We start from the raw sequence: 24,362 nt of genomic DNA, 5'->3' as shown, positions 1-24,362 counted from the left end.
GGCGAGGTGTGGTGTCGTGAGCACGAACGGGAGTCGGCGGGTGCGGGTGGATGCGCAGCGCAACATCGACGCGTTGCTCGACGCCGCCAAGGTCGTCTTCAGCACCTCGGGCGTGGACGCCCCCGTGCGCGAGATCGCCGCCAAGGCGGGGGTCGGGGTCGGCACCTTCTACCGGCACTTCCCGCTGCGGTCCGACCTGGTCACGGCCGTGTTCCGCCGCGAGGTGGACGCCTGCGCCGACGCTGCCCCGGCCCTCGCGGCGGAACACGAGCCCGGGGAAGCCCTCAGCCGCTGGATCTTCCGGTTCACCGACTTCATCGCCACCAAGCGGGGCCTGGCCGCGGCCCTGCACTCGGGCGATCCCGCCTTCAACGTCCTGCCGGACTACTTCCTGCAGCGGCTCGGCCCGGCCCTGGGCGGGCTGCTCGACGCCGCCACCGAGGCCGGCGCGGTGCGCGCCGAGGTCAGCGCCCAGGAACTGCTCTACGCAGTGAGCACCCTGTGCATGTCCGGCGAGGAAGGCGACCACGGCCGGCGCATGGTCGCGTTGCTGATCGACGGCCTGAAGTACGGCGCAACAAAACCCGCCTGACCTGCCATCACAGCCGGAGCCCACCGGTGGCCTCCCTCACACTGCTTGCTAAACGGAACATGCCTCCATATCTTCGGATGTGGAACGCCGTTCCGCTTCAGCCGTCAGCGTCGAGGAGTGACCACCATGTCCACCACCATCACCCCCGTTGTCTCCCTGCGCCCGGTGGTCCTGCCGGCCCCGGGCCGCGGCGAGGACCTCCAGGTCCGGGTATGTGCCCCGGCCACCGGCCGGGACCTGCCGATCATCGTGTTCTCGCACGGCTTCGCCTCGTCGATGAACGAGTACGAACCGCTGGCCGGCTACTGGGCCGCCCGCGGCTTCGTGGTCATCCAGCCGACCCACCTGGACTCGGCAACCCTGGCCGTCACCCCGGACGACCCGCGCTACCCGGACATCTGGCGGATCCGGATCGCCGACCTCAAGCGCGTCCTCGACGAGCTGGACCACATCGAGGCGTCCGTGCCCGGCCTCGCCGGCCGGCTCGACCGGACCCGGATCGCCGTGGCCGGCCACTCCTGGGGCGGGCAGACGGCGAGCACACTGCTCGGCGCGCGGGTGCTGGACGCCGGCGGCTTTCCCGGCGAGGACCTGAGCGATCCGCGGATCAAGGCGGGCGTCCTGCTCGCCACCACCGGTACGGGCGGAGCCGACCTGTCGCCGTTCGCCGCCGAGCACTTCCCGTTCATGAGCCCGGACTTCGCCGCCATGCGTACGCCGGCCCTGATCGTCGCCGGGGACAAGGACCAGTCGGCGCTGTCCGTACGGGGACCGGACTGGTTCACCGACCCGTACGTGCTCAGCCCGGGCCGGAAGAGCCTGCTCACTCTGTTCGGCGCTGAGCACTCGCTCGGCGGCATCCTCGGTCAGGGCCTCACCGCGACAACGGACGAGAGCCCGGAACGGGTCGCCCTGATCCAGCAGCTCACGTGGGCGTACCTGCGCAGCGCGCTCTATCCCGCGGACCCCAGCTGGACCGACGCGAGCGCCGAGCTGGTGACGGGCTCGCACGCACTGGGCCGGATCGAGTCGAAGTGACCAGCTTCGGCATCATGACGGCCCCGCAACAGGTCGGCTACGACGACATCCTGCGAGTCTGGCAGGAGGCGGACGCGATCCCGGAGATCGAGCACGCCTGGCTGTTCGATCACCTGATGCCGATCGGCGGCGACCCGGCCGGACCGGCCTTCGAAGGCTGGACCCTGCTGTCGGCCCTCGCCGCGCTGACCACGCGGCTGAGGCTGGGCCTGCTCGTGACCAGCAACCGTTTCCGGCCACCGGCGCTGCTGGCCAAGATGGCCACGACGGTCGACATCGTCTCGGCGGGACGGCTCACCCTCGGCATCGGGGTGGGCTCCCGGCCGGGCCACCCGCTCGCCCGGCGCGAGTACGAGGCTCACGGCCTGCCCTTCCACGACACCGCGCAGGCCGTGGGCAGCCTCGCCGAGGCGTGCACGGTGATCCGGCGGCTGTGGACCGAGACCGAGCCGTTCGACTTCCCCGGCGAGTACGTGCGGCTCACCGGCGCGTACGGGAGCCCGAAACCGGTCCAGCGCCCGCACCCACCGATCCTCATCGGCGGCCGTTCGGCCGGCACGCTGCGCGTGGTCGCCGAGCACGCGGACGTGTGGAACATCCCCGGCGGCGACCTCGACGACGCGGTCCGCCGCAGCGCACTGCTGGACCGCTACTGCGCCGAGATCGGCCGTGACCCCGCCACGATCACCCGCTCGATCCACCTGCCGGTCACCTACGAGCGGCCGGCGAGCACCCGCGCCGCGATCAGCGAAGCGATCGAGGCCGGCTTCGGGCACATTGTGCTCGGACTACCGGCGCCGTACCCGCCGGGCGTCGCCCGCTGGGTCACGAGCGAGCTCATCGCCACGACCTGAGGTTCACCTCACCCTCCTGAGGTTTACCTCACCCTGAGGCGTCAGCGGTGAACGTCACCGGCATGAAGCCCGGAACAAGGTGGCGTCGGCGCCGTAGAAGACGCCGTCCCGTTCCGCGCGCATACCGAGTTTCTCCAGCACGTGCCGGGAAGCCGCGTTCTCGTGGCGCACGACCGCGACGATCGAGGACAGCCCGCACTCGTCGAACCCGTACGCCAAGCAGGCCCGGGCCGCCTCGGTGGCGTACCCCTGCCCCCAGGCCGCCCGGCCGAGGTAGTAGCCGACCTCGACCTCGTCGCCGTCCTCCAGCCGCTGCAACCCACAGTGGCCGATCACCTCGCGGGTGGCGGCGACCTCGGCGATCCACATGCCGAACCCGTCCCGCTGCCACTCGTCGAGGCGCTCGGCCCAGCTCCGCAGACTGGCGGCGAGCGGCCGGCGCTCGTGGGCCCAGGTCACCGCGGGATCATCGTCAACCGCGGCCCGATGAGGAACAAGATCCTCGGCCCGGAACTGCCGCAACCGCAACCGCGCGGTGTTGATCTCAGGACCAGTCATGAGCCCCTGGTACCCGGCTTGATCCCGTGAAACCACGATGAAACCGCCGTGATCCGCCACCGCGGCACTGTCGTCCGCATGATGACAACCTCCACCGAGCCGGCCATCGCCGTGACGGGCCTGCGCCGGTCGTACGGCGACCACGTCGTGCTCGACGGCATCGACCTCCAAGTGTCCGCCGGCACCGTCTTCTCCCTGCTCGGCCCCAACGGCGCCGGCAAGACCACCATGGTGCAGATCCTTTCCACGCTCATCCGGGCCGACTCCGGCGAGGTCCGCGTCGCCGGTCACGACGTGGCCCGTGAGCCTGATCAGGTCCGGGCGAACATCGGTGTCACCGGTCAGTTCTCCGCGGTGGACAGCTTCCTCACCGGCGAGGAGAACCTGCTGCTCATGGCCGACCTGCACCACCTCGGGCGGGGCGAGGGCCGGCGGCGGGCGGCGGAGCTGCTCGAGCGGTTCGGGCTCGGGGAGGCCGCGCACCGGCCCAGCGTCACGTACTCGGGCGGGATGCGGCGCCGGCTCGATCTGGCCATGGGTCTCATCGGTGACCCGCGGGTGATCTTTCTCGACGAGCCGACCACCGGGCTGGATCCGCGCAGCCGGCGTGACATGTGGCAGATCGTCCGGGAGCTGGCCGGCCGGGGCGTGACCGTCTTCCTCACCACGCAGTACCTCGAGGAGGCGGACCGGCTCGCCGACCGGATCGCGCTGCTCGACCGGGGCCGGCTGGTCGCCGAGGGCACCCCGGACGAGCTCAAACGGCTGGTGCCGGGCGGGCACGTCGAGCTGCGGTTCACCGACGACCGTGACCTGAGCGCCGCGGCCGCGGTGCTGGGCGTCGCGGCCGACCTGGCGGACGAGTCGCTGGTACTGCGGGTGCCCGGGGACGGCAGTGTCCGTTCCCTCAAGGCGTTGCTGGATCAACTCGACGCCGCTGCCGTCGACGTGCAGGGTTTGGCCGTCCGCACCCCGGATCTCGACGACGTGTTCCTCTCCGTGACGGGCCGGGTCGGGCGATGACCACGATGACCCTGGCCGTGCGCGACTCGGCCACCATGCTGCGCCGGCAGCTGCGGCACATGGCGCGGAACTGGTCCTTGCTCCTGATGCTGCTCGCCGTGCCGATCATCTTCCTGCTGCTGTTCGTCTACGTGCTCGGCGGCACGCTCGGTGACGGTCTCGGCGGCGGGTCCGGTGGCCGCAGCGCCTACGTCAACTACGTCACGCCCGGCATCCTGCTCATCACCATCGCCGGTGCCGTGCAGGGCACCGCGCTGGCGGTGGCGATGGACATGACCGAGGGCATCATCGCCCGGTTCCGGACCATGGCGATCGCCCGGGTGTCGGTGCTGACCGGGCACGTGCTGGGCAGCGTGCTGCAGACCCTGGCCCAGCTCGCCGTCGTCCTCGGCGTCGCCGTGCTCGTCGGCTTCCGGCCCGCCGCGTCCGCGGTCGAGTGGCTGGCGGTCGCCGGGATCCTCACCGCGGCGACGTTCGCCCTCGTGTGGCTGGCCGTTGCGATGGGCCTGGCCACCAAGACAGTCGAGGCGGCGAGCAACCTGCCGATGCCGCTGATGCTGCTGCCCTTCTTCGGCAGCGGGTTCGTGCCGATCGAGTCGTTGCCGGCCGGGCTGCGGTGGTTCGCCGAGTACCAGCCGTTCACGCCGATCATGGAGACGGTGCGCGGGCTGCTGCTGGGCACCCCGATCGGCACGAGCGCCGCGCTCGCGCTCGGCTGGTGCGCCGTGATCGCGCTGGGCGGCTATCTCTGGGCGAGGCGGCTCTACAACCGCGACCGTACGCGCTGACCCCGCACCAGATCCCGCGCCGCCAGGCGCATCCCGGCCCGGTCCAGGCCGGCGTACGTCAACACCGCTTGCTCGTACGCCGGCCGGTCGGCCTCCTCGGCGTCCGCCCGGGCCGACGCCGCGGACATCGTCGGCTGGAACATCCGCAAGAACCGGAACCCCTCGGCCAGCGCGATCATCCGCGCCGCCGACCGCGCCAGGTCCGGATCACCGGTACGCCGGGCCCGTGCATGGTCCGCCACGGCGATCGCCAGCAGCAGGGTGCCGCAGATCAACTGCTCGATCGGGTACGGCGGTGAGCCGGCCGGTGGCTGGGTCAGCAGCCGGATCAGGCGCCCGGGCAACGTGTCGGCGAGGTCAGCCACGAGGTCGAGCCGGCCGTGCCGGGCGTGCGCGACGACCGCCACCGACCGCGCCTCCACCGACCAGGGGTCCGCATCGGCATCGGGAACCTGGTCGACGGCCCGGCGCCACAGCTGCAGGCCGGCCTCCACCTCGCCGCGAGCCAGCAGCAGCTCGGCCCGGATGCCGAGGTCGTAGCCGGCCGAGGTGACGTCCTCGTCGAGCGCGACCCCGGTGAGCCCGTCCAGCCACTGTCCGGCCTCGACGGTGTCACCCAGCTGGAGGTTGGCCAGCACGAGCCAGGCCCGTACCCCGACCACGTCGGTCCGGGCGCCGAGGCGCTGGAGCAGCGGCAACGCCGCGAGCAGATGGTCGCGGGCCTCGGCGCCCTGCTCCAGCCGCAGGCAGAGCTCGGCGACCCGGCCGTGGCCCACGGCTCGCGGCCACGGCAGCTCCAGCTGGGTGAAGAGGTCGAGCCCCCGCCGGGCCGTCTGCACCGCGGCGTCGGTGTCGCCGGCCATCTCCCAGTAGTAGCCGGCGAGCGTGTTGGCCGCCGCGGCCAGCAACGGTTCGGTGCTGTCGCACAGCCGTTGCAGCTCCACCGGATCGCCCAGCGCGCCGATCACCCGGCCGATCGCCCGGATCAGCGTGTCCGGCCGCTCCGGGCCGAGCCTTCGCAACGCGACCAGCGCCCGCAGCGGCCGCGGACCCGCACCGCTGAAGGTGGCCACCACCGGGATGGTCAGGGCGGTCCGGGTCACCTCGACGAACGGCGGTTCCGGCCGGTAGTGCGACAGCGGCCAGGAGATCTGCCGGATCAGCGCCATGAGCCGCGCGTGGTGGGACTCCAGGCTCCAGATACCACCGAGCACCGCGGCGACCGCGGCGATGGTGGGCCGGTCGTCGCGGTCGAGGGCCAGCCGCAGCGCCTGGAGCAGATTCTCCTGCTCCGCCTTGACCACGGCGATCGCCTCGTACGGGTCGGCGCCGAGCAGATCCGCGTGATGGCTGGTGCCGAACGCGCGCGCCCAGGCCAGGAACGCGGCCGTCACTTCGCCGGTCTCCTCGGCCGCCGCGGGCCGCGCGGCGCTGAACTCCCGGACCGTCTCCAGCATTCGCAACCGGGTGCCCGACGGAGTGTCCACGGTCTTGAGCAGCGAATGGTCGACCAGGTGCTCCAACAGCACCAGCCCGTCCGCCTCCGCCAAGCCGGCGGGCAACACCTGGAACAGCCGACACGCGGCGTCCGGCGTGAACCCGTCGACGAACACCGACAACGCGCGCATCGCCGCCCGACCATCCGGCTCTAGCAGATTCCAGCTCCAGTCAACGACGGCATGCAGCGTGTGGTGGCGTTGCGGCGCATCGCGGGCCGCACCACGCAACAGGCCGAACCGGTCATCGAGCCGCCGGGCGAGTTCCGGCACGGACATGATTCGTACCCGCGCGGCGGCCAGCTCGACCGCCAGCGGCAGCCCGTCCAGGTGGCGGCACAGCTCCGCCACCGCGTCCGCGGGCAGCTCGACGTCCGGCCGTGCCGCCCGCGCCCGCTGCCCGAACAACTCCACGCTCGTCGACAAGCTCAGCTCGGGCAGCCGATGGACCGTCTCAGACGACAGTCCCAGCGGCGTCCGGCTGGTGGTGAGAATCCTCAGCTCCGCGGTCATCGACAGGCACACACGCACCAGATCGGCGACTGCGGCGACGACGTGCTCGCAGTTGTCCAGCACCAGCAGGGAGGGCCCGGCGGCCAACGTGGCGGCGATGTCCCCGGCCCCGACGCTGTGCCCGACCGTGCCCGGCACCCGGCGCTCCCCCACACCGAGAGCCGCCGCCACCTCCCGGACCACGTCCTCAGCGCCGGAGATCCCGGCGAGCGGCACGACAGTCACCGCCGGCACCTCGACCCGACGGGCCACGGCATGAGCGAGCCGGGTCTTGCCGAGCCCGCCGGGCCCGACAATCGAGACCACCCGAGAGGTACGCAACAGCAGCTCCACCGCGACGACATCGTCATCCCGGCCCAGCAACGGATTCGGCTCGTACGCGACGCCCCGCCGTACCGTGGGCACCACGCCCCGCAGCAGCCGCTGATGCTCGGCCCGCAAAGCTTGGCCGGGATCGGTCCCGAGCTCGTCGCGCAGCGACCGCCGATAGGCGTCGTAGCGACCCAGCGCCGAGGCCGGCCCGGCCGTCGCCGCCTCGCACCGCAGCAGCTCGACGAGCACCTCCTCGTCCCGCGGCCGCTCGGCGGCCACCTCGGCCAGCAGCTCCACCGCCTCGGCCGGCCGGTCGAGACGGGCCAGGGCGAGCGCGCGGGCCCGTACCAGTGTGCGATGGGTGACCCACCGCTCGGCCCGCAGCGCGGTGAGCGGACCATCGGCCGGTCCTGGCCGGGCGCCGGCCCAGAGGGCGAGACCGGCGTCCGCGTGCCGGAGCGCGGCGGCGTGGTCGCCGGCCAGCGAACACTTGGCGGTCGCCTCGGCCCGCAGCAGGACTGCCGAGCTGTCGACCTGGTCGTCGGCCAGCGCGAGCCGGTATCCGGTCGGGGTCCGGACGATGAGGTCGGCGCCGAACTGCGACCGGGCCCGGGAGACGAGAATCTGCAGCGCCTTGGCGGGATTCTCGGGCCGGCGGTCGGGCCAGATCTCCTCGATCAGCCGCCCGGCGCCGCAGCCGGTGCGCAGCTCACCGGCGAGCAGGGCGATGAGGGCCTGCAGCCGGGGACCCACGATCCCCTGGTCACGGAAGGAAGTCCGGGAAAGCAGGACCAGATCGGGGGCCACCGCCCCAGGGTAGCGACCGGTGCTCAGCGGCTGGGTGCGATGCCGGTGGACTCGCGGACGATGAGGCGGCCGGGTTCCCGGATCACGCCCGAGGTGGGGGCGCCGTCGAGGGCGGCGAACAAGTGCCGCACCGCCGATGCGCCCAGCTGTTCCAGGTTCAGGTCGACTGTGGTCAGCGGCGGGCGGCACTCCGCGGCGATGACCTCCCAGTTGTCGTAGCCGACCACCGCGATGTCGTCCGGGATCGACCGGCCCAGGTCGCGCAGGGCTTCCGTAACCCCGTACGCGATCTGGTCACTGCCGCAGAAGATGGCGTCGACGTCCGGGTGGCCGGCGAGCAGCACCGTCGCCGCGTGCCGGCCCCAGCGCTGGGACCACTGGCCGAACATCGGTTCGCCGGCCAGGGGCAGGCCGGCCGCGTCGAGCACCTCGCGGGTCGCCGCCGCCCGGTCGCGGGCCGCTCGGTAGGTCGGGTCGCCGGTGATGTGGGCGATCCGGCGCCGGCCGAGCGAGACCAGGTGTTCGGCGGCGAGCCGGGCGCCGCCCGCGTCGTCGGCCACGATGGACACGTCGTCGGGGTTGTCGGACTGGCAGTAGACGTACACCACCGGCACCGGGATGTCCGCGGTCAGGGACGGGCGGATCTCGTTGGCGTCGCCGAGCACGATGAAGCCGTCGACCTGGCGGGCCAGCAGGGTGCGGATGTAGTGCCGGCGGCGGATGGCGTCGCCGCGGGCGTCGCACAGCAGCACGCTCATCTGCTCGTTGCCCAGGGCGTTCTCCGCGCCCAGCAGGACCGGGATGGTGAAGCGGGCGGCGGAGAGCTCGTCGGTGAGCAGGCCGATGGTCCGGGTGTTGCCGGAGATCAGGCCGCGGGCCAGCACGTTGGGCTGGAACGAGAGCTCGTCGGCGGCCATGATGACGCGCTGCCGGGTCGCGGGGGCCACCTCGTCGCGGGCGTTCAGGGCCTTGGACGCGGTCGCCAGCGAGACGCCCGCGCGCTGGGCGACGTCGGACAACGTGACCCCGGACCGTCGCCGCGCCATGAACCGCCCCCCGAAAACTTTTCGTCAGCATAGCGACGGCCCGGTTCACCCGCCACGGCGTTCGATAAGGAAACAAGCCAGAAATAGATCGTTGACAATGCGTGGGAGCGCTGCCACGCTTCCCGAAAAGCTTTTCGGAGTTTCGGAGCAGCGCATGAGCGAAGCAGACACCGTGCCCTCCCGGGGTGGCCCCGTCGTGCCGTCACGGGGTGCGCTGCGGGGTTTCTGGGGTGAGCGGCAGGCGGTCAACAGCACCGCGACCCTCGCGCACTCCGCACCTGGGTGGACCGCGCTGAAGGGGTGATGCCGACCCGTCCGTAAGGCCGCCGTGCACGACCGGGCCGTCCACGGTGGCGTGTCGACCACACGAAAGGACCCCCATGTCCATCCCCGGCCCGGTCTCCCGCCGGACCCCCCGCCGTCACTTCCCTCCCCTGGTTCTGCTGCTGTCCCTGGCCCTGGTGTTCGTGCCGATCGCCATCCTTCCGGCGCAGGCCGCCAACCCGATCGTCACCGCGGTCTACACCGCCGACCCGGCACCGCTGGTGGTCGGCGACACGATGTACATCTACGCCGGCCGCGACGAGGCGCCCACCGGCACGGACGCCTTCGTCATGCGCGAATGGCGGGTGCTGTCGTCCCCGGACGCGGCGACCTGGACCGACAACGGCCCGCGGGCCTCCGTCGCGACCTTCCCGTGGGCCGGTGCCGACGCCTGGGCCGGCGAGGTGGAGCCGCGCAACGGCCACTACTACTGGTACACCTCCGTCAACGGCAACGGGCCCGGCTGGATGAACATCGGGGTCGCCGTGGGTGACAGCCCGCTCGGCCCGTTCACCGACGCCAAGGGCGGCCCGCTGATCAGCGACAGCACCGCCAACTCCTCCGGGCTCAACATCGACCCGACCGTGTTCGTCGACGACGACGGCCAGGCCTACCTGTACTGGGGCGGCTACTGGAGCCCGCGGATGGTCAAGCTGGCCGCCAACATGGTCGACACCGTCGGCGCGGTCCAGACCCCGGTCGGGCTCACCGACTACTGGGAAGCGCCGTTCCTTTTCAAGCGCAACGGCCTCTACTACATGATCTACGCCGCCAACGACACCAACGGCTGCGTCACCTCGTCGAGCTACGCCTGCCAGCGCTACGCCACTGCGACCAGCCCGATGGGGCCGTGGACGCACCGCGGCGTGGTCCTCGGCCAGGTGTCGTCGACCACCAACCACGCCGGGGTCGTGCAGTTCCACGGCCAGTGGTACATGGTCTACCACAACGCGAACGCGCCCGGCGGGGGCAACTTCCGGCGCTCGGTCGCCGTCGACCGGATGACCTTCAACGCCGACGGCACCATCCAGCGGGTCGTGCAGACCACGACCGGGCCGCCGCCCAACCCGGGCGGCACGACACCGCCGACCGGCCCGGGGACCGATCACGCGCTGACCGCGACCCCCTCCACCTCGTACGTCTCACCGTGGGAGAACCTCACGGCGATCAACGACGGGTTCACCCCCACCAGCTCCGCCGACCGGACCCACCCGGTGTACGGCAACTGGCCGGAGCAGGGCAAGCAGTGGGTCCAGTACGACTGGGCGGCTCCGGTGACCCTGCGCGGGGCGAGCGCCTACTGGTTCGACGACAACCAGGGCATCGACCTGCCCGCGTCGTGCCAGGTGCAGTACTGGACCGGCACCGCCTGGGCGAACGTGCCCGGCGGATCGGCTTGTGGGGTGGCCGCCGGAACGGCGAACACCGTCACCTTCGATCAGGTTTCCACGACCCGGCTCCGGCTGACCTTCACCTCAAGGACGGGCTTCTCCACCGGCCTGCTCGAATTCCGCGCCTTCTCCTGACAGTGGCGCCCAGAGAGGAAAGACACCATGAGACTTCGACGCCTTGCCACCCTGACCGCCACGCTGGTGGTCCTGCTCGGCTCGCCGGTCGCGGCCCAGGCGGCCCCCGCCCCGAGTGACAATCCCGCCTTGGCGGCGGCCCCGGCGGACTGGAGTCCGCCGGCCAATCTGGTCACCCCGCTCGACGAGGTCTGGCGGCACCAGGAGCAGACGTACGGCAACCTGTACGGCTTCCGCAACTACGGCTGGGACCAGATCTTCGCCAACCGCGGCAGCATCAACTACTGCGTGCGCTGGGACTCCAATGCCCCGGTCAGCGCCGCGCTGCGCGACCGCATCCACGCCTCCCTGGCCCGGCAGTTCAAGAAGTGGATGGACGTGATGGCCGGTCACAACGGCTGGCCGTACCAGGAGGTCCCGCTCAAGGTGGTGGGCTGGGCGGTCCGCAACCGCTCGACGCTGCAGTGGTCGGACTCGTCGGTCGACATCTACGTCAACAACATCCGGGAGAACGCGCCGCAGTGCTCCGAGCCGTGCGGCCGCTTCTTCAACCAGTCGGGCAACTATCCGAACTGCCCCGGCGGCGCCGCCCGCCACTACGACATGTCGCTGTGGCTCACCGCGGGCATGAACGGCGGCGCGGGCGGTGACTGGGGCCAGCGCATCGGCAGCGAGTACTTCGTCGGCGCGCTCGACGCCGACAACATCCACATCCTGCTGCACGAGATAGGCCACAGCTTCGGACTCGACGACTTCTACGACTGGACCCCGACCGGAGTCGGCGGCTTCCTGATGAAGGCGGGCAGCGCCACCCGGATCACCGACTTCGACGCGTGGATGTTCCGCGACTGGTGGCGGCACCTGAAGAACCGCTATGGCTATGCTCCCGCGGCCCCGAAGGCGGGCTGACCGGTGCGCCTGTCCACAACCCTCAAAGGCTGGCGCCGGCGGCTGATCCTCGCCGGGGCGGTCACCGTGCTGGCCGTCGTACCGCTGGCTGTTCCGCAGCTCATCGCCACCGCGTCGGCGGCGGCCAAGACGACCTGGATCCCGGCCCGCTGGGCCAGCACCGGCGAGGTGCCCTGGGTGCCCGAGCGCACCAAGGAATCGGCCAACTTCATCCTGCTGTGGGGCGACCGGTCGGGCACCGACCCGAAGAGCGCCCCCTCGCAGTACCGCTTCGATCCGGACAACATCCTGTCCCAGCTGGAGAGCCTGTACTCGTTCTACGTGAACACGATGAAGTTCACGCCCGAACAGGGTTTGCTGGCCCAGTACAAGATCAATGTCATCATCACCACCACCTGGTCCAACGCGCCGCTGGACGCGTGGGCCACCGGCGGCTCGACCGACGGCAAGGTCGGCGTCATCAACATCGCCCCCGGCGCGGCGGCACCCGGATCGTGGGGGCTGGCCCACGAGCTCGGGCACGTGTTCCAGAACTACACCTTCCTGGGCCGCCCCGGCGCCGGCTTCACGGACCAATCGGCCGGGACGTTCTGGGAGGCCACCGCGGAGTTCATGGCCATGCAGGTCTACCCGAAGACGGCCGCGGGTGACCTGACCCGCTTCCTGCGGACGGAGAACCTGGCCTACAGCTCCAGCCGGCACCACTACGGCGCCTGGATGCTGCTGCAGTACATCAAGGACCGGGACGGGCTGGCCATGGTCAACCGGATCTGGAACGAGGCCCGCAACACCGAGCACCCGCTGGAGACGTACCGCCGGCTGGCCGGCATCGACCAGGCCGAGCTGAACCGGCGGCTGGGTGAGTACGCCCAGCACAACGTCACCTGGGACTACAGCAACCGGGCCGACGTGCTGCCGTTCATCAACCGGCTGTACCCGTTCATCACCGCGTACAACGGTGTCGCGGTCGAGCCGGTGGACCAGGCGGCCGGGCACTACCGGATCCCGGACGCGATCGCCCCGTCCGACTACGGCTACAACAAGATCCGGCTGGTGCCGGCCACCGACGGCGGCCTGATCCGGCTGCGCCTCAAGGGCCACGCCGAGAACAGCGCCGCGCAACCCGGCTGGACGTACGGCTTCGTCGCCGTGCGCGACGGTGTGCCCCGCTACGGGCCGCTGACCAGCAGCGCGGACGGGCAGATCGCGTTCCAGACGCAGCCCGGCGAGCGGGAGGTCTACCTCGTCGTCACCGGCACCCCCGGCGCGGTACACCACTACGGATTCCTGGACGGCTACACCAAGAACCACCGGTACGCGTACGAGTTCCGGGTGGCCGGCGCAGCACCGTTCGGCTACGAGCCCGGCCACGTCAAGCCGGCGGCGCCCGGCGGAGGTCGCTGGCACTCCAACGGCGGCGGCTGGGTGGACTCCCGCGCCACCGTCGCGGCCAGCGCTTACGTCGGCCCCCGCGCGGCGGTGTACGGCAACAGCACCGTCTCGGGCAATGCCCGCATCGAAGACCTGGCCTGGGTCAACAGCGGCGCGACGGTAACCGGCAACGCGGTGGTGAAGAACAACGCGCTGGTGCAGGGCGGCGCAAATCTGTCGGGAAGCGTAATCATCGGCGGCGACGCGGAACCGTCGACCGCCTGCTCGTCGGGCACGTACCTGCTGTTCAACCCCGACCGAGGATGCGACGGTCGGGGTGGTGAGGTTGACGTCAACCCGACGCACGGGACGTTCCGTACCGAGGATCTGGCGCTCACCGGCAGCGAGCCGCCGCCTTCTCCTCCTGTTCCTTCTCCCACGCCTTCCCCCTCGGTGCCCGCCGGTGCCGGGTGCGCTGCGACCTACCGGCTCGCCGGGCAGTGGCAGGGCGGCTTCCAGGCCGAGGTAACCGTGACGGCCGGCCCGGCGGCGATCACCGGCTGGCAGGTCGGCGGGGCTGTCGCCGCGGGTCAGACCCTCACCCAGATCTGGGGCGGCACAGCCACCGGATCCGGTACGGCGAGCGTGATCCGCAACGCCGCCTACAACGGTGCGCTGGCCGCGGGGGCCGGCACCACCCTGGGCTTCATCGGTACGGGTACGCCGGTGACGCCCACGCTCAGCTGCTCGGCCGGGTAGCGGGCACAGGAGCAGGCATCGGGGTCGTACTCCCACGGCGGCCCCGATGCCCCGGCCCGGACCAAATCCCCCGGTCCGGGCCGTCCCGCTGCCCTCTGTCTCCGCCCGATCCCCCGCCCAGCCCCACTGCTCTCGATCCGGAACCGATGCCTTCGATCTGGCCCTGCTGCCCGCCGGCCCGGACCCGATTCCCGGCCCACCTCCCCTCGGCCCGGAAACCGCTGCCCTCGCCGGCCAAGCCGACCCCACCCGGCCACGCGCCGTCGTCCGGCCGCGCGCCGTCTGGCCATGCCGCCCCGGACCGGAACCATTTCCCGACCCGGCCCCTCTGCCACCGGCCCAGCCAGGCCGCCACCGGCCCGGCCACGCTGCCCTCGCCCAGCCAGGCCGCTACCGACCCGGCCACGCAGCCACCTGCCCGGCCATGCTGCCTTCGCTCGGCCACGCTGTGCTCGCCGAGCCACGCCGCCGCCGTCCGGCCACGCCGCCCTCACCGGGCCATGCTGCCCCGGCCCGGGTTCCATTTCGCCGACCGGGCCCACTGCCACCTGCCCGGCCACGCACCCACCCGGGCCGGCTCCTACCCTGGCCAGGCTCCGCGGCCCTCGGCCTGGCCACCCCCGTGCCAGATCCACCTCTCGGGTCCGGTGAACACACCGGCAGCCAGGTGACTCTGGCTAAGATCGGGATCGTCCGATCCGGAACGAGTCGACCCGATGGAGGCTGGATGACGTCGGCCCGCCCGGCGCCCCCGATCCACGCCACGCTCGCCGACGCGGCCACCGCGCAGCTGCATGAGGCGATTCTTGTCGGGGAGCTCGAGGGCGGTGCCGCGCTGCGCCTCACCGACCTCGCGACCAGCATGGGCATGAGCATGATGCCGGTGCGTGAGGCGATCCGCCGGCTGGAGGCGCTCGGCCTGGTCGAGGTGATCCCGCACAAGGGTGCGTGGGTGCGCGAGCTGACCATCGAGGATGCCCACGACACCCACGACATGCGGATGTTGCTGGAAATCACCGCGATCGAACGCGCGGCCGCGCGGTTCACCGAGCAGGACGCCGACCGGGCCCGGGCCTACCTGGAGCGCAACGTCCGCGCGCTCGAGCTCGGTGATCAGGCTGCCGCTCGGCAGGCCCACACTGACTACCACTTCGCCATGTACGCCGCGGCCCAGTCTCGCTGGCTGCTCCGCGCGCTCGAGCCGGTGTGGCAGAACGGCGAGCGGTACCGTTTCGCGGGCACCCGTTCCCCCGGCGTCCGTGAGCGCATCCTGCGGGAGCACGAGGCGATCCTCGCGGCCTGTGTGGCCCATGATCCGGCCGCTGCGGCGGCGGCGCTGCGCGAGCACATCACCAACGCCCACGCCCGCGTCATTGAGAAGATGACCAAGCAGAGCGACAACGGTCGACCGCCCGGGTGAGTCCCGTGCGGGGTCCGCAGCGAGCCGGCCGAGCCGGTGGCCGGCGCGGCGACGATAGGCCTGGCAGCAGGTGCCGCGCCTCCGCTCACCGCGAGACAGGCCTGGCGGCAAGTGACCCGCGCCCCAGCTCACCGCAAGATAGACCTGGCGGCGAGTGCCGGCGCCTCCGCACACCGCGACATAAGGCCCGGCAGCAAGCGCTGGCGCCCCCGCTCACCGCGAGATGAGGCCTGGTGGCAAGTGCCGGCGCCTCAGCTCACCGCGAGATAGACGAGGGCGCCGATCACGCCGACGAACACCACGAGTAGCCCGCCGACGAGCAGCATTTCGCGGGCGGCGCCCCGATCGTCGTCGTCCGTCATCCCGCGTCCTCCATCGTTTGATATTTGATAAGACCGGACGATCATAGATCGAGACATGGACATCGGCCGCAGCAGCGTCCCCCATTCGGGTCACCACCACGCACCGACGTCAGACGCTGACCCAAGGCTGAGCGAATCGCTCGGTGCGGCCCCGCGGAATGTCCGCCCTATCGCGCGAGCGGAGCCCGGACCCGGAACGAGGCATCAGCGCGGAACCCCACAGTCCCGTCGGACTGATCCACCCAGACCTCATCGCCGCGATGGCGCACGAACCAGCCCGGATAGTTCGACGCCTCCAGCAGCACGGTGCCCGGCGTCGCACCGGGGCGCGGGCAGAACGTGGCATCGCCGCGGAACAGCTCCGTCCCCTGGTTGGGGCTCAGTTGGACGCGCCATGAGGCGTGGCGGAGGAAGCGGCCGTCGGCGTACCGGAATGAGAAGCAGTTGATGTCCGCGAGGCCTTCGATCGCGCTGAAGGTGGCGCGGGCGCGAGTGGCGCCGTCGGCGGCCGGGACCAGGACGCCGAGGCCGGTCTCGGTCGCGACGTACCGCCCGGCGGAGTTTCCGGCCTCCAACGACAGCGGGCCGAGAGCCACCGTGTCGGTGCTGGTGGCCGACGGCCCGGCGGATGTCGGTGCGGGTCTCGTCGGCGCGGCGGTCGAGCGCGCGGTCGTCGGCGTAGGCGCGGCCGCGACGGGCGGCCGAGCTGTCGTCCGGGTCGGTTCCGCTATCACTCGTGGGGCGGGCGCGGGCGCCGACGGGACCAGCTGAACCGTGGTGACCGCCGCGCCGGCGGCCAGCGTTCCCGCGGCGACTGTCGAGAGCACGGGATGCAGGGTGGCCGTCTGGATCAGCTGACTCAGGAGCCCGGCCTTGGCTCCGGCCGCGCCCGTCAGCGCCGCCGGTGCGGCCGCGCCGATCGCGGCGCCGTCGAGCGCGAGCTTGCCGAGCAGCGGCAAGCCGATGCCGGCCGGGACCGGCAGCAGGGTGAACATCGGCAGCAGCCGGTCGGTGAGCACAAAGCTGTCGGCGGCCCGGGCGCAGTACGGGCAGGTCCGGACGTGACGAGAGAGACGCTTGCGCCACAGTGGACTCGGCGTGCCGTCCCAGCCCTCGGCCACCGCGGCGAGGCGGGGGCAGCGCGGGCGGTAGTCGAGCGCCGCGACCAGGGCCCGGCTGGCCTCGAGCTGGGTGCGCATCCGTTGCACGCGGACGCCGGCGTGGGCGACGCTCAGGCCCAGCGCGGAAGCCAGCTCGGCCCGGGTCAGCTGGTCCGCGACCTCCAGCCACCACAGGGACAGCAGCGCCCGTTCGTCGGGGCCGAGCCAGTGGCTCGCCCGTTCCACCTGCCGGCGCTGCCGGGACAGGTCGACCTGAAGTGCCGTGACGTCCTCGGAAGGGCTGTGCGGGTCGGGGATCCCGACGGCCTCCTCCAGGTTCGCGGTGCGGGCGGCGGTGCGGTCGCGGCGGCGCAGGTGGGTGCCGACCTGCCGGATCGCGATGGCGGCGAGCCAGGCGCGGAAGGTCGTCGGGGTACGCAGTTTCGGCAACTGCCGCAGCGCCCGCAGCATCACGTCCTGGACGATGTCGTCGACGTCCGGGTGAGCGCCGAGACCGCGGCGCACGATCGTGTAGACCAGCGGCAGGTAGGTCGCGGCCACCTCTTCCAGCGCTCTGCGATCGCCGGCCTGCGCGGCGGCGACCAGAGCGGCGTCGTTGGTGCGTGTGCTTCGCATTTCCCCATCACTAGTCGTCCCGGGCAACGCATCGTACGCCGACGTCGGCGCGCCCGACGTGGCCAGGCTTTCCCGTTTCCGCATTCTCAGAAAGTTTCCCGGAAAAACGTTATGAGCCCCGGAGTACGGAAGTCGCACTCAATTTCGTTCCCGAGAAAGTGTTATGAGAAAGGCCGTCGCGGCGGAAAGAAACACCCCTTGAACGGGTCGAAACAATCTGGCAACATTGGCGAATCTGAATGTATGTTAACGCTCACATCGACCGAAGGAGCACTCGTGCAGGTTTACCACCGCGCCGGTCGCCAGGCCCTGCGGATGCTGGTCATGCTGGCTCTGGTCCTCGTCGGCGCGGCTGTACCGGGCACCGCGGCGCACGCCGAGTCCAACGGCGGAGTGCGCGTGATGCCGCTGGGCGACTCGATCACCGAAGGCACCCAGGTGCCGGGCGGTTACCGCATCGGCCTGTGGCAGCGCCTGGCCGCCGCCGGCTACCGCAACGATTTCGTCGGCTCGCAGTTCAACGGGCCGGGCTCCCTCGGCGACCACGATCACGAGGGCCACCCCGGCTGGCGCATCGACCAGATCGACGCCTCCATCACCGGCTGGCTCAACACGTCCCGGCCGCGCACCGTCCTGCTGCACATCGGCACCAACGACATCCTGCAGAACTACAACGTGTCGAGTGCACCGGCCCGGCTGTCGACCCTCATCGACCACATCACCGCGGCCGCCCCGGACGCCGACGTCCTCGTCGCCACCATCATCCCGCTGGCGAACGCCGGTCAGGAGTCAGCCGCGCGGACCTTCAACGCCGCCGTACCCGGCATCGTGCAGAGCAAGGTCAACGCCGGCCGGCGGGTCCACCTCGTCGACATGCACGCCGCGCTGAACACCGGTGACCTCATCGACGGTGTCCACCCCACCGCCGGCGGCTACGACAAGATGGCCGCCACCTGGTACGCCGCCCTGCGGGCGGTGCCCGGCAGCATCGGCAACCCGGGCGGCGGCAGCAGCAACCTGCTCACCAACGGCGACCTGGAGAACGGCACCACGGGCTGGACCCCGTTCGGCAGCGCGACCCTGTCGTCCGTCACCGGCACGGCCCACGGCGGCTCCCGGTCCCTGCTCGCCGCCGGACGCACGGCGGCCTGGAACGGCCCCGGCCAGGCGGTGGCGTCGAAACTGACCAACGGCAGGACCTACACCACCGCCGTGTGGGCCCGCGCCCAGAGCGGTACGGCGACCGTCAAGACCACGCTGGCCGTCACCGCGAACGGCACCACGAACTATGTGCGGCTGACGCCGGACGGCGCGATCAACGCCAACGGCTGGACGCTGCTGACCGGTACGGCAACCGTGTCCTGGTCCGGCACCGTGTCCGCCGCCACCCTCTACGTCGAGACCACCGCCGGGACGACGCCGTTCCTGGTCGACGACGTGTCGCTGCAGTGACCCGGCCGGACGCTTCACCGAGGAGAGCCGTGAGACCGACATCCGTACCGTCTGCAACCGGCCGGCCGCGCCGCGGCATCGCCTGGATCACCGCCCTGCTGTGCGCCCTGGCGCTGGTGCCGGCGGTCGCCGGGCCGGCCCGGGCGGACAACCCGATCGTGCAGACCATCTACACCGCCGACCCGGCGCCGTTGGTCCACAACGGCCGGGTGTACCTCTACACCGGACACGACGAGGACGCCTCGACGTGGTTCACCATGCGCGAGTGGCGGGTCTACTCCTCGGCCGACATGGTGAACTGGACCGACCACGGTTCCCCGATGAGCCTGGCCACCTTCAGCTGGGCCAGCAAGGACGCGTGGGCCGGTCAGGTCATTGCCCGCAACGGCAAGTTCTACTGGTACGTGCCCGTCACCAACCGGGCCACCGGCCGGATGGCCATCGGGGTCGGCGTGTCGAACAGCCCCACCGGGCCCTTCACCGACGCCATCGGCCGGCCGCTGGTGGAGAACGGTGAGATCGACCCCACCGTCTTCATCGACGACGACGGGCAGGCGTACCTGTACTGGGGTAACCCGAACCTGTGGTACGTGCGCCTGAACTCCGACATGACGTCGTACTCCGGCAGCGCGACTCAGATCCCACTGACCACCGCCGGATTCGGCGCCCGTCCCGGTAACGTCGCGAACCGGCCCACCCTGTACGAGGAAGGACCCTGGGTCTACAAGCGCAACGGGATCTACTACAACGTCTTCGCCGCCCAGTGCTGCTCCGAATTCATCGGCTACTCCACCGCCCCCGGGCCGACCGGGCCGTGGACCTACCGCGGCACCGTCATGCCCACCCAGGGCAGCAGCTTCACCAACCACCCCGGCGTCGTGGACTTCAACGGCAACTCGTACTTCTTCTACCACAACGGCGCGTTGCCAGGCGGTGGTGGATTCACGCGTTCGGTCGCCGTGGAACGGTTCACCTACCGCTCCGACGGCACGATCCCGACCATGTCCATGACGACGGCCGGCCCGCCGCAGATCGCCCCGGTGGATCCGTACGTGCGTCAGGAGGCGGAGACCATCGCGTGGTCGTCCGGCGTCGAGACCGAACCGTCCAGCGAGGGCGGGATGAACGTCGCCAACATCGAGAACCGCGACTACGTCAAGGTCAAGGGCGTCGCCTTCGGCAACGGCGCCACGTCGTTCACCGCCCGGGTGGCTTCCGCGACCAGCGGTGGGCGCATCGAGGTACGCCTGGGCAGTCCGACCGGCACGCTGGCCGGGACGTGCACCGCCCCGGGCACCGGCGGCTGGCAGGCGTGGACCACGGTCACCTGCGGCGTGAGCGGCGCGACCGGCACCCAGGACCTCTACCTGGTCTTCACCGGTGGGAGCGGCTTTCTCCTGAATCTCAACTGGTGGCAGTTCACCTCAACCTCCACCGGTGGCGGCGGGAACGTGCTCACCAATCCGGGCCTGGAGGACGGCACCACCGGATGGCAGCCGCACGGCAGCGGCACGCTCGCGGCCGGCACCGGCGTCGTGCGCAGCGGCACCCGGGCGCTCACCGTCACCGGCCGCACCGGGGCGTGGAACGGTCCGGGCCAGGACGTGACCTCCCGGCTGACCAACGGCAAGGCGTACACCACCGAGGTGTGGGTGCGGTCGACGAGCGGCACACCCAGCGCGAAGGCGACCCTGGCGCTGACGGCCAACGGGACCACGAGCTACGTCCAGCTCACCCCGGCCACGACGGTGAACACGGGCGGCTGGACGCTGCTGTCCGGCACGGCGAACGTGTCCTGGAGCGGGACGTTGTCGCAGGCCACGTTCTTCGTCGAGACCATGGCGGGCACCGACGGCTTCACCATCGACGACGTCTCGATCCGGTAATCGGCGGTAGCGCCGGGCTTGCTATGCAACGAGTTGCATAGCAGGATGCTCTGGCATGGCCCTCGAGCACGCGATCCTGGTGTCCCTGCTGGAGCAGCCGGGGTCCGGATACGAGCTGGCCCGGCGCTTCGAACGGTCCATCGGCCGGTTCTGGACCGCGACGCACCAGCAGATCTACCGCGTCCTCAAGCGGATGGAGGCGGACGGCTGGGTCGTCGCGGAGGAGATCGGGCAGGGCGGCCGGCCTGACAAGCGGTGCTACTCCGTGGCCGCGTCAGGCCGAGCCGCCCTGACCTCGTGGCTGCGCGCTCCCGTGCAGCCCGAAGCGGTCCGGCACGAGCTGGCCGTCAAGATCCGCGGCGCCGCCTTCGACGACGCCGGCGGCCGGGCGACCCTGATCGCCGAGGTCGAGCGCTACCGGGTGACCCACGAGGCCACCCTGCGGCGCTATCTGACCGGCGAGCGCCGGGATTTCCCCGACACCGCGACCCTCGACGTGGGCCAGCGGCTGCAGCACACCGTGCTGCGCGGCGGCATCGCGTACGAGCGGATGGTGCTGGACTGGCTCGACGACGTCCTCGACACCCTGCGCGGCCTCGACCGCTGACCCCGCCCACCGAGAGAGGGGACGCCGCCATGGCCGACTCGCTGCTGTTCAACCCGACCACGTACGACCCGGCGCAGTTCGATCCCGAGACCCGCCGGCTGCTACGCGCCACCGTGGAGTTCTTCGAGAGCCGGGGCAAGCGGGCGCTGATCAACAGCTACATCGACCGGGCCTGGTACGGCGACTTCCTGGACTTCGCCGCCAAGGAGGGCCTGTTCGCGACTTTCCTCACCCCGGCAGCCGACGGCGAAGGTGCTCCGGACAAGCGCTGGGACACCGCGCGCAACGCCGCCCTCAGCGAGATCCTCGGCTTCTACGGCCTCGGTTACTGGTACACCTGGCAGGTGACCGTGCTGGGTCTCGGCCCGGTGTGGCAGAGCACCAACGCCATCGCCCGCTCCCACACCGCCCAGCTGCTCGCCGACGGGCATGTCATGGCGTTCGGCCTGTCGGAGCGCGGCCACGGCGCCGACATCTACGCCACCGACATGATCCTCACCCCGGACGGCGCGGGCGGCTTCCGGGCGGACGGCATGAAGTACTACATCGGCAACGGCAACGTCGCCGGCCTGGTCTCGGTCTTCGGCCGCCGCGGCGACGTCGAGGGGCCCGACGGGTACGTGTTCTTCGCCGCCGACAGCCGGCACCCCGCGTACCACCTGGTCAAGAACGTGGTGAACGGGCAGATGTTCGTCAGCGAGTTCCGCCTCGAAGACTACCCGGTGCGCGAGCGGGACGTGCTGCACACCGGCCGGGCCGCCTTCGACGCCGCGCTCAACACCGTCAACGTCGGCAAGTTCAACCTCTGCACCGCCGCCATCGGCATCTGCGAGCACGCCATGTACGAGGCGGTGACCCACGCCCACCGGCGGGTGCTCTACGGCAAGCCGGTCACCGCCTTCCCGCACGTGCGCCGGGAGCTCACCGATGCGTACGTCCGGCTGGTGGCGATGAAGCTGTTCAGCGATCGCGCGGTCGACTATCTGCGCTCGGCCGGCCCCGAGGACCGCCGGTATCTGCTGTTCAACCCGATGACCAAGATGAAGGTCACCACCGAGGGCGAGAAGGTCATCGACCTGCTCTGGGACGTGATCGCGGCCAAGGGCTTCGAGGCGGACACCTACTTCGACAAGGCGGCCAAGGACATCCGCGGCCTGCCCAAGCTCGAGGGCACTGTTCATGTGAACCTTGCCCTGATCCTCAAGTTCATGCCGAACTACCTGTTCCACCCGGCCGGCTTCGAGCCCGTACCGCCGCGCCACGATGCCGCCGACGACGAGTTCCTGTTCCGCCAGGGCCCGGCCCGCGGTCTGGGCTCGATCCGTTTCCACGACTGGCGCATCGCCTACGACGCCCACGCCGAGCTGCGCAACGTCGCCCGTTTCCGGGAGCAGGCCGACGGGCTGTGCGCGCTGCTGCGGGCCCACGGCCCCGACGAGGGTCAGCAGGGTGACCTCGACTTCCTGCTCGCGCTGGGCCAGCTGTTCGCGCTGGTGGTCTACGGCCAGCTCATCCTGGAGCAGGCCGACCTGACCGGTCTCGACAGCGGGCTGCTGGACGAGATGTTCGCGATCCTGGTCCAGGACTTCTCCGCGTACGCGACCGAGCTGGGCGGCAAGGCGGCCACCACCGAGGAGCAGGCCGCCTGGGCTCTCGCACACATCCGCCGCCCGGTGTGGGACGCCGCCCGTACCGCCGCGGTGTGGCAGGACGTGGTCGCCCTCTGCGACGCGTACGAGATGCGGCCCTAACCGAAGATCGAGCTGACCCACTCGGGGCGGTCGATGAACGGGTTGCGGTTGCGCTGGTAGCTGCTGTAGATCAGCTCGTTGCGGCGCTTCTCGAAGGCGTCCGGCGGGTCCTGCTGGTTCCACTGCCGCAGCGCGGAGAGCCGGCCCAGCCGCGGTGCGGTGCCGCTGCCGGTCGCGTCGTCCACCTCGAGGTCGGGCCACGAGTCGCCGCCCTCGTAGCGCACCGCCATGTAGAAGATCATGCGGGCGACGTCGCCCCTGACCGCCGCCCGCGGTTCCCACGAGTCGGCGTCGGTACGGTTGCCCGGGGCGTCGGAGACCGCGGTGCCACCGTTGTCGAAGTCCTTGTTGTCGCGCTCGGAGTTGACCCGTACGTCTTCGGGCCGCAGGTGATGCAGATCCGTGCCCGGACCGGCCGCCGTGCCGAAGTCGCCGTGGGATTTGGCCCAGACGTGCTCGCGGTTCCAGTCCCCGGCGTCGCCGCCGTTGAGCGACTTCGACCGGCTGGTGCCGGAGTAGAGCAGGATGACGTTCCCCGAGTTCGCCGGGTCCTGATCGGTGGCCTTGAGCGCGTTCCAGACCGCGTCGTACGACAGCGTGGTGACGCCGCTGGAGATGATGGTGTGCAGCGCGTTCTTCAGGCTCTCGCCGGACTTGCCGGCCGCGGCGGCGTAGTAGGCGCTCGTGGAACCGGTCGGCGTCGGGGTCGGCCCGGTCGGCGTCGGCGTGGGTGTGCTGCCGCCGAGGGTCATCGCGGACGGGGACTTGAGGCCCGGATGCGTGAAGTAGGCGGTCAGCGTGCCGGTGACGGTGACCGGGTCGCGGAGCAGGCCGGGGTTGCCCTGCAGCCCGAAGGTCGCCCGGTAGGCGCTGGTGACCTGCACGTAAAGCATGTCGCCGGGGTCGGTCTCGCTGCTGCTGTCCGCGATGGCGATGGCCGTGTCACCGGTGAAGTTCGCGAACAGCACCGTGTTGGTGGCGGTGGGCTGGCCGACGACGTACCCGCGGACCGTGCCGGTGCCGCTCTGAGTGCTGATGGCCTGCGCGACCGTCAGGGTGCTCGCGGCCGCCGGCAGCATCCCGGCCGGCACCCGGATCATCGTGACGACCAGCGCGAGCACGGCGAGAACGGCGGGCATCATGAGCGCCGCGGCGCGCCGACGCGACATCAGTCCGGACATGTGCACTCCGCTCACCAGGCCACATCGACGTTGATCAGAGTATGGCCGAGC

The 24,362-nt window shown here is 71.1% G+C and carries 19 protein-coding genes; 14 read left to right on the top strand and 5 right to left on the bottom strand.

Annotated elements, in window-relative coordinates; all coding sequences use genetic code 11:
- Positions 1–16: 16 nt before the first annotated feature.
- The 3 genes from ACQP2Y_RS18085 (at position 17) to ACQP2Y_RS18075 (ending at position 2,484) form a co-directional block, all read left to right on the top strand.
- A complete protein-coding gene (locus ACQP2Y_RS18085; protein WP_433729679.1) occupies positions 17–592 on the top strand; it encodes a TetR/AcrR family transcriptional regulator in 576 nt (191 codons plus the stop codon).
- 126 nt (positions 593–718) lie between these two features.
- The gene (locus tag ACQP2Y_RS18080) at positions 719–1,630 is read left to right on the top strand and encodes an alpha/beta hydrolase family protein (protein ID WP_433729677.1); all 912 of its coding nucleotides are present in this window, start codon (positions 719–721) and stop codon (positions 1,628–1,630) included.
- 14 nt (positions 1,631–1,644) lie between these two features.
- On the top strand, positions 1,645–2,484 hold the full coding sequence (locus tag ACQP2Y_RS18075) for an LLM class flavin-dependent oxidoreductase (protein WP_433729675.1): 840 nt from the start codon (positions 1,645–1,647) through the stop codon (positions 2,482–2,484).
- 54 nt (positions 2,485–2,538) lie between these two features.
- On the opposite strand, the gene ACQP2Y_RS18070 is transcribed toward ACQP2Y_RS18075, so the two are convergent.
- Complete coding sequence (locus tag ACQP2Y_RS18070; protein WP_433729673.1) at positions 2,539–3,042, bottom strand: GNAT family N-acetyltransferase; 504 nt, start codon at positions 3,040–3,042, stop codon at positions 2,539–2,541.
- A gap of 78 nt (positions 3,043–3,120) precedes the next feature.
- Between ACQP2Y_RS18070 and ACQP2Y_RS18065 the strand changes: the two genes are divergently transcribed.
- Both ACQP2Y_RS18065 and ACQP2Y_RS18060 read left to right on the top strand, forming a co-directional pair.
- Complete coding sequence (locus ACQP2Y_RS18065) at positions 3,121–4,065, top strand: ATP-binding cassette domain-containing protein (RefSeq protein WP_433729671.1); 945 nt, start codon at positions 3,121–3,123, stop codon at positions 4,063–4,065.
- Positions 4,062–4,853: an ABC transporter permease gene (locus tag ACQP2Y_RS18060; RefSeq protein ID WP_433729669.1), complete on the top strand. Its 792-nt coding sequence runs from the start codon at positions 4,062–4,064 to the stop codon at positions 4,851–4,853. Before ACQP2Y_RS18065 ends, ACQP2Y_RS18060 begins: the two co-directional genes overlap by 4 nt.
- On the opposite strand, the gene ACQP2Y_RS18055 is transcribed toward ACQP2Y_RS18060, so the two are convergent.
- Both ACQP2Y_RS18055 and ACQP2Y_RS18050 read right to left on the bottom strand, forming a co-directional pair.
- Positions 4,829–7,981, bottom strand: coding sequence for an ATP-binding protein (locus ACQP2Y_RS18055; protein ID WP_433729667.1), 3,153 nt, complete (start codon positions 7,979–7,981; stop codon positions 4,829–4,831). The two genes, ACQP2Y_RS18060 and ACQP2Y_RS18055, sit on opposite strands and share 25 nt — an antisense overlap.
- Before the next feature lie 23 nt (positions 7,982–8,004).
- Complete coding sequence (locus tag ACQP2Y_RS18050; protein WP_433729665.1) at positions 8,005–9,027, bottom strand: LacI family DNA-binding transcriptional regulator; 1,023 nt, start codon at positions 9,025–9,027, stop codon at positions 8,005–8,007.
- A gap of 154 nt (positions 9,028–9,181) precedes the next feature.
- On the opposite strand from ACQP2Y_RS18050, the gene ACQP2Y_RS18045 reads away from it, so the two are divergent.
- The 5 genes from ACQP2Y_RS18045 (at position 9,182) to ACQP2Y_RS18025 (ending at position 15,336) form a co-directional block, all read left to right on the top strand.
- Positions 9,182–9,331 (top strand): hypothetical protein, encoded by a 150-nt coding sequence (locus tag ACQP2Y_RS18045; protein ID WP_433729663.1) that lies wholly within the window; start codon positions 9,182–9,184, stop codon positions 9,329–9,331.
- Positions 9,332–9,407: 76 nt separating this feature from the next.
- Positions 9,408–10,877 carry a glycoside hydrolase family 43 protein gene (locus ACQP2Y_RS18040; protein ID WP_433729661.1) on the top strand — a complete coding sequence of 490 codons (1,470 nt, stop codon included), beginning with the start codon at positions 9,408–9,410 and terminating at the stop codon, positions 10,875–10,877.
- A 27-nt stretch (positions 10,878–10,904) separates the two neighbouring features.
- Positions 10,905–11,786, top strand: a complete 882-nt coding sequence (locus ACQP2Y_RS18035; RefSeq protein WP_433729659.1) for a hypothetical protein — start codon at positions 10,905–10,907, stop codon at positions 11,784–11,786.
- A 3-nt stretch (positions 11,787–11,789) separates the two neighbouring features.
- Positions 11,790–13,916 (top strand): DUF6055 domain-containing protein, encoded by a 2,127-nt coding sequence (locus ACQP2Y_RS18030; RefSeq protein ID WP_433729657.1) that lies wholly within the window; start codon positions 11,790–11,792, stop codon positions 13,914–13,916.
- Positions 13,917–14,643: 727 nt separating this feature from the next.
- A complete protein-coding gene (locus tag ACQP2Y_RS18025; protein ID WP_433729655.1) occupies positions 14,644–15,336 on the top strand; it encodes a GntR family transcriptional regulator in 693 nt (230 codons plus the stop codon).
- Positions 15,337–15,865: 529 nt separating this feature from the next.
- Here the strand turns inward: ACQP2Y_RS18025 and ACQP2Y_RS18020 are convergent.
- Positions 15,866–17,434: a sigma-70 family RNA polymerase sigma factor gene (locus ACQP2Y_RS18020; RefSeq protein WP_433729653.1), complete on the bottom strand. Its 1,569-nt coding sequence runs from the start codon at positions 17,432–17,434 to the stop codon at positions 15,866–15,868.
- A gap of 276 nt (positions 17,435–17,710) precedes the next feature.
- Between ACQP2Y_RS18020 and ACQP2Y_RS18015 the strand changes: the two genes are divergently transcribed.
- The 4 genes from ACQP2Y_RS18015 (at position 17,711) to ACQP2Y_RS18000 (ending at position 23,130) form a co-directional block, all read left to right on the top strand.
- Complete coding sequence (locus ACQP2Y_RS18015; RefSeq protein WP_433729651.1) at positions 17,711–18,886, top strand: carbohydrate binding domain-containing protein; 1,176 nt, start codon at positions 17,711–17,713, stop codon at positions 18,884–18,886.
- Between the two features lie 95 nt (positions 18,887–18,981).
- Positions 18,982–20,772: a family 43 glycosylhydrolase gene (locus ACQP2Y_RS18010; protein ID WP_433731991.1), complete on the top strand. Its 1,791-nt coding sequence runs from the start codon at positions 18,982–18,984 to the stop codon at positions 20,770–20,772.
- A gap of 55 nt (positions 20,773–20,827) precedes the next feature.
- A complete protein-coding gene (locus ACQP2Y_RS18005) occupies positions 20,828–21,379 on the top strand; it encodes a PadR family transcriptional regulator (RefSeq protein ID WP_360816823.1) in 552 nt (183 codons plus the stop codon).
- 29 nt (positions 21,380–21,408) lie between these two features.
- Entirely contained in the window at positions 21,409–23,130 is a 1,722-nt protein-coding gene (locus tag ACQP2Y_RS18000) for an acyl-CoA dehydrogenase family protein (protein WP_433729648.1), read from the top strand.
- Here the strand turns inward: ACQP2Y_RS18000 and ACQP2Y_RS17995 are convergent.
- Positions 23,127–24,311: an endonuclease gene (locus tag ACQP2Y_RS17995; protein ID WP_433729646.1), complete on the bottom strand. Its 1,185-nt coding sequence runs from the start codon at positions 24,309–24,311 to the stop codon at positions 23,127–23,129. The genes ACQP2Y_RS18000 and ACQP2Y_RS17995 overlap by 4 nt on opposite strands.
- Positions 24,312–24,362: the final 51 nt, after the last annotated feature.

Source organism: Actinoplanes sp. CA-051413 (assembly GCF_050955795.1).
GTDB lineage: Bacteria > Actinomycetota > Actinomycetes > Mycobacteriales > Micromonosporaceae > Actinoplanes.
This window is presented reverse-complemented; position numbering and strand designations above follow the sequence as displayed.

Coding starts and splice junctions, on each gene's coding strand:
- ACQP2Y_RS18080 (WP_433729677.1), top strand. CDS start 719: ATGTCCACCACCATCACCCCCGTTGTCTCCCTGCGCCCGGTGGTCCTG.
- ACQP2Y_RS18075 (WP_433729675.1), top strand. CDS start 1,645: ATGACGGCCCCGCAACAGGTCGGCTACGACGACATCCTGCGAGTCTGG.
- ACQP2Y_RS18070 (WP_433729673.1), bottom strand. CDS start 3,042: ATGACTGGTCCTGAGATCAACACCGCGCGGTTGCGGTTGCGGCAGTTC.
- ACQP2Y_RS18065 (WP_433729671.1), top strand. CDS start 3,121: ATGATGACAACCTCCACCGAGCCGGCCATCGCCGTGACGGGCCTGCGC.
- ACQP2Y_RS18060 (WP_433729669.1), top strand. CDS start 4,062: ATGACCACGATGACCCTGGCCGTGCGCGACTCGGCCACCATGCTGCGC.
- ACQP2Y_RS18050 (WP_433729665.1), bottom strand. CDS start 9,027: ATGGCGCGGCGACGGTCCGGGGTCACGTTGTCCGACGTCGCCCAGCGC.
- ACQP2Y_RS18045 (WP_433729663.1), top strand. CDS start 9,182: ATGAGCGAAGCAGACACCGTGCCCTCCCGGGGTGGCCCCGTCGTGCCG.
- ACQP2Y_RS18040 (WP_433729661.1), top strand. CDS start 9,408: ATGTCCATCCCCGGCCCGGTCTCCCGCCGGACCCCCCGCCGTCACTTC.
- ACQP2Y_RS18035 (WP_433729659.1), top strand. CDS start 10,905: ATGAGACTTCGACGCCTTGCCACCCTGACCGCCACGCTGGTGGTCCTG.
- ACQP2Y_RS18025 (WP_433729655.1), top strand. CDS start 14,644: ATGACGTCGGCCCGCCCGGCGCCCCCGATCCACGCCACGCTCGCCGAC.
- ACQP2Y_RS18020 (WP_433729653.1), bottom strand. CDS start 17,434: ATGCGAAGCACACGCACCAACGACGCCGCTCTGGTCGCCGCCGCGCAG.
- ACQP2Y_RS18005 (WP_360816823.1), top strand. CDS start 20,828: ATGGCCCTCGAGCACGCGATCCTGGTGTCCCTGCTGGAGCAGCCGGGG.
- ACQP2Y_RS18000 (WP_433729648.1), top strand. CDS start 21,409: ATGGCCGACTCGCTGCTGTTCAACCCGACCACGTACGACCCGGCGCAG.
- ACQP2Y_RS17995 (WP_433729646.1), bottom strand. CDS start 24,311: ATGTCCGGACTGATGTCGCGTCGGCGCGCCGCGGCGCTCATGATGCCC.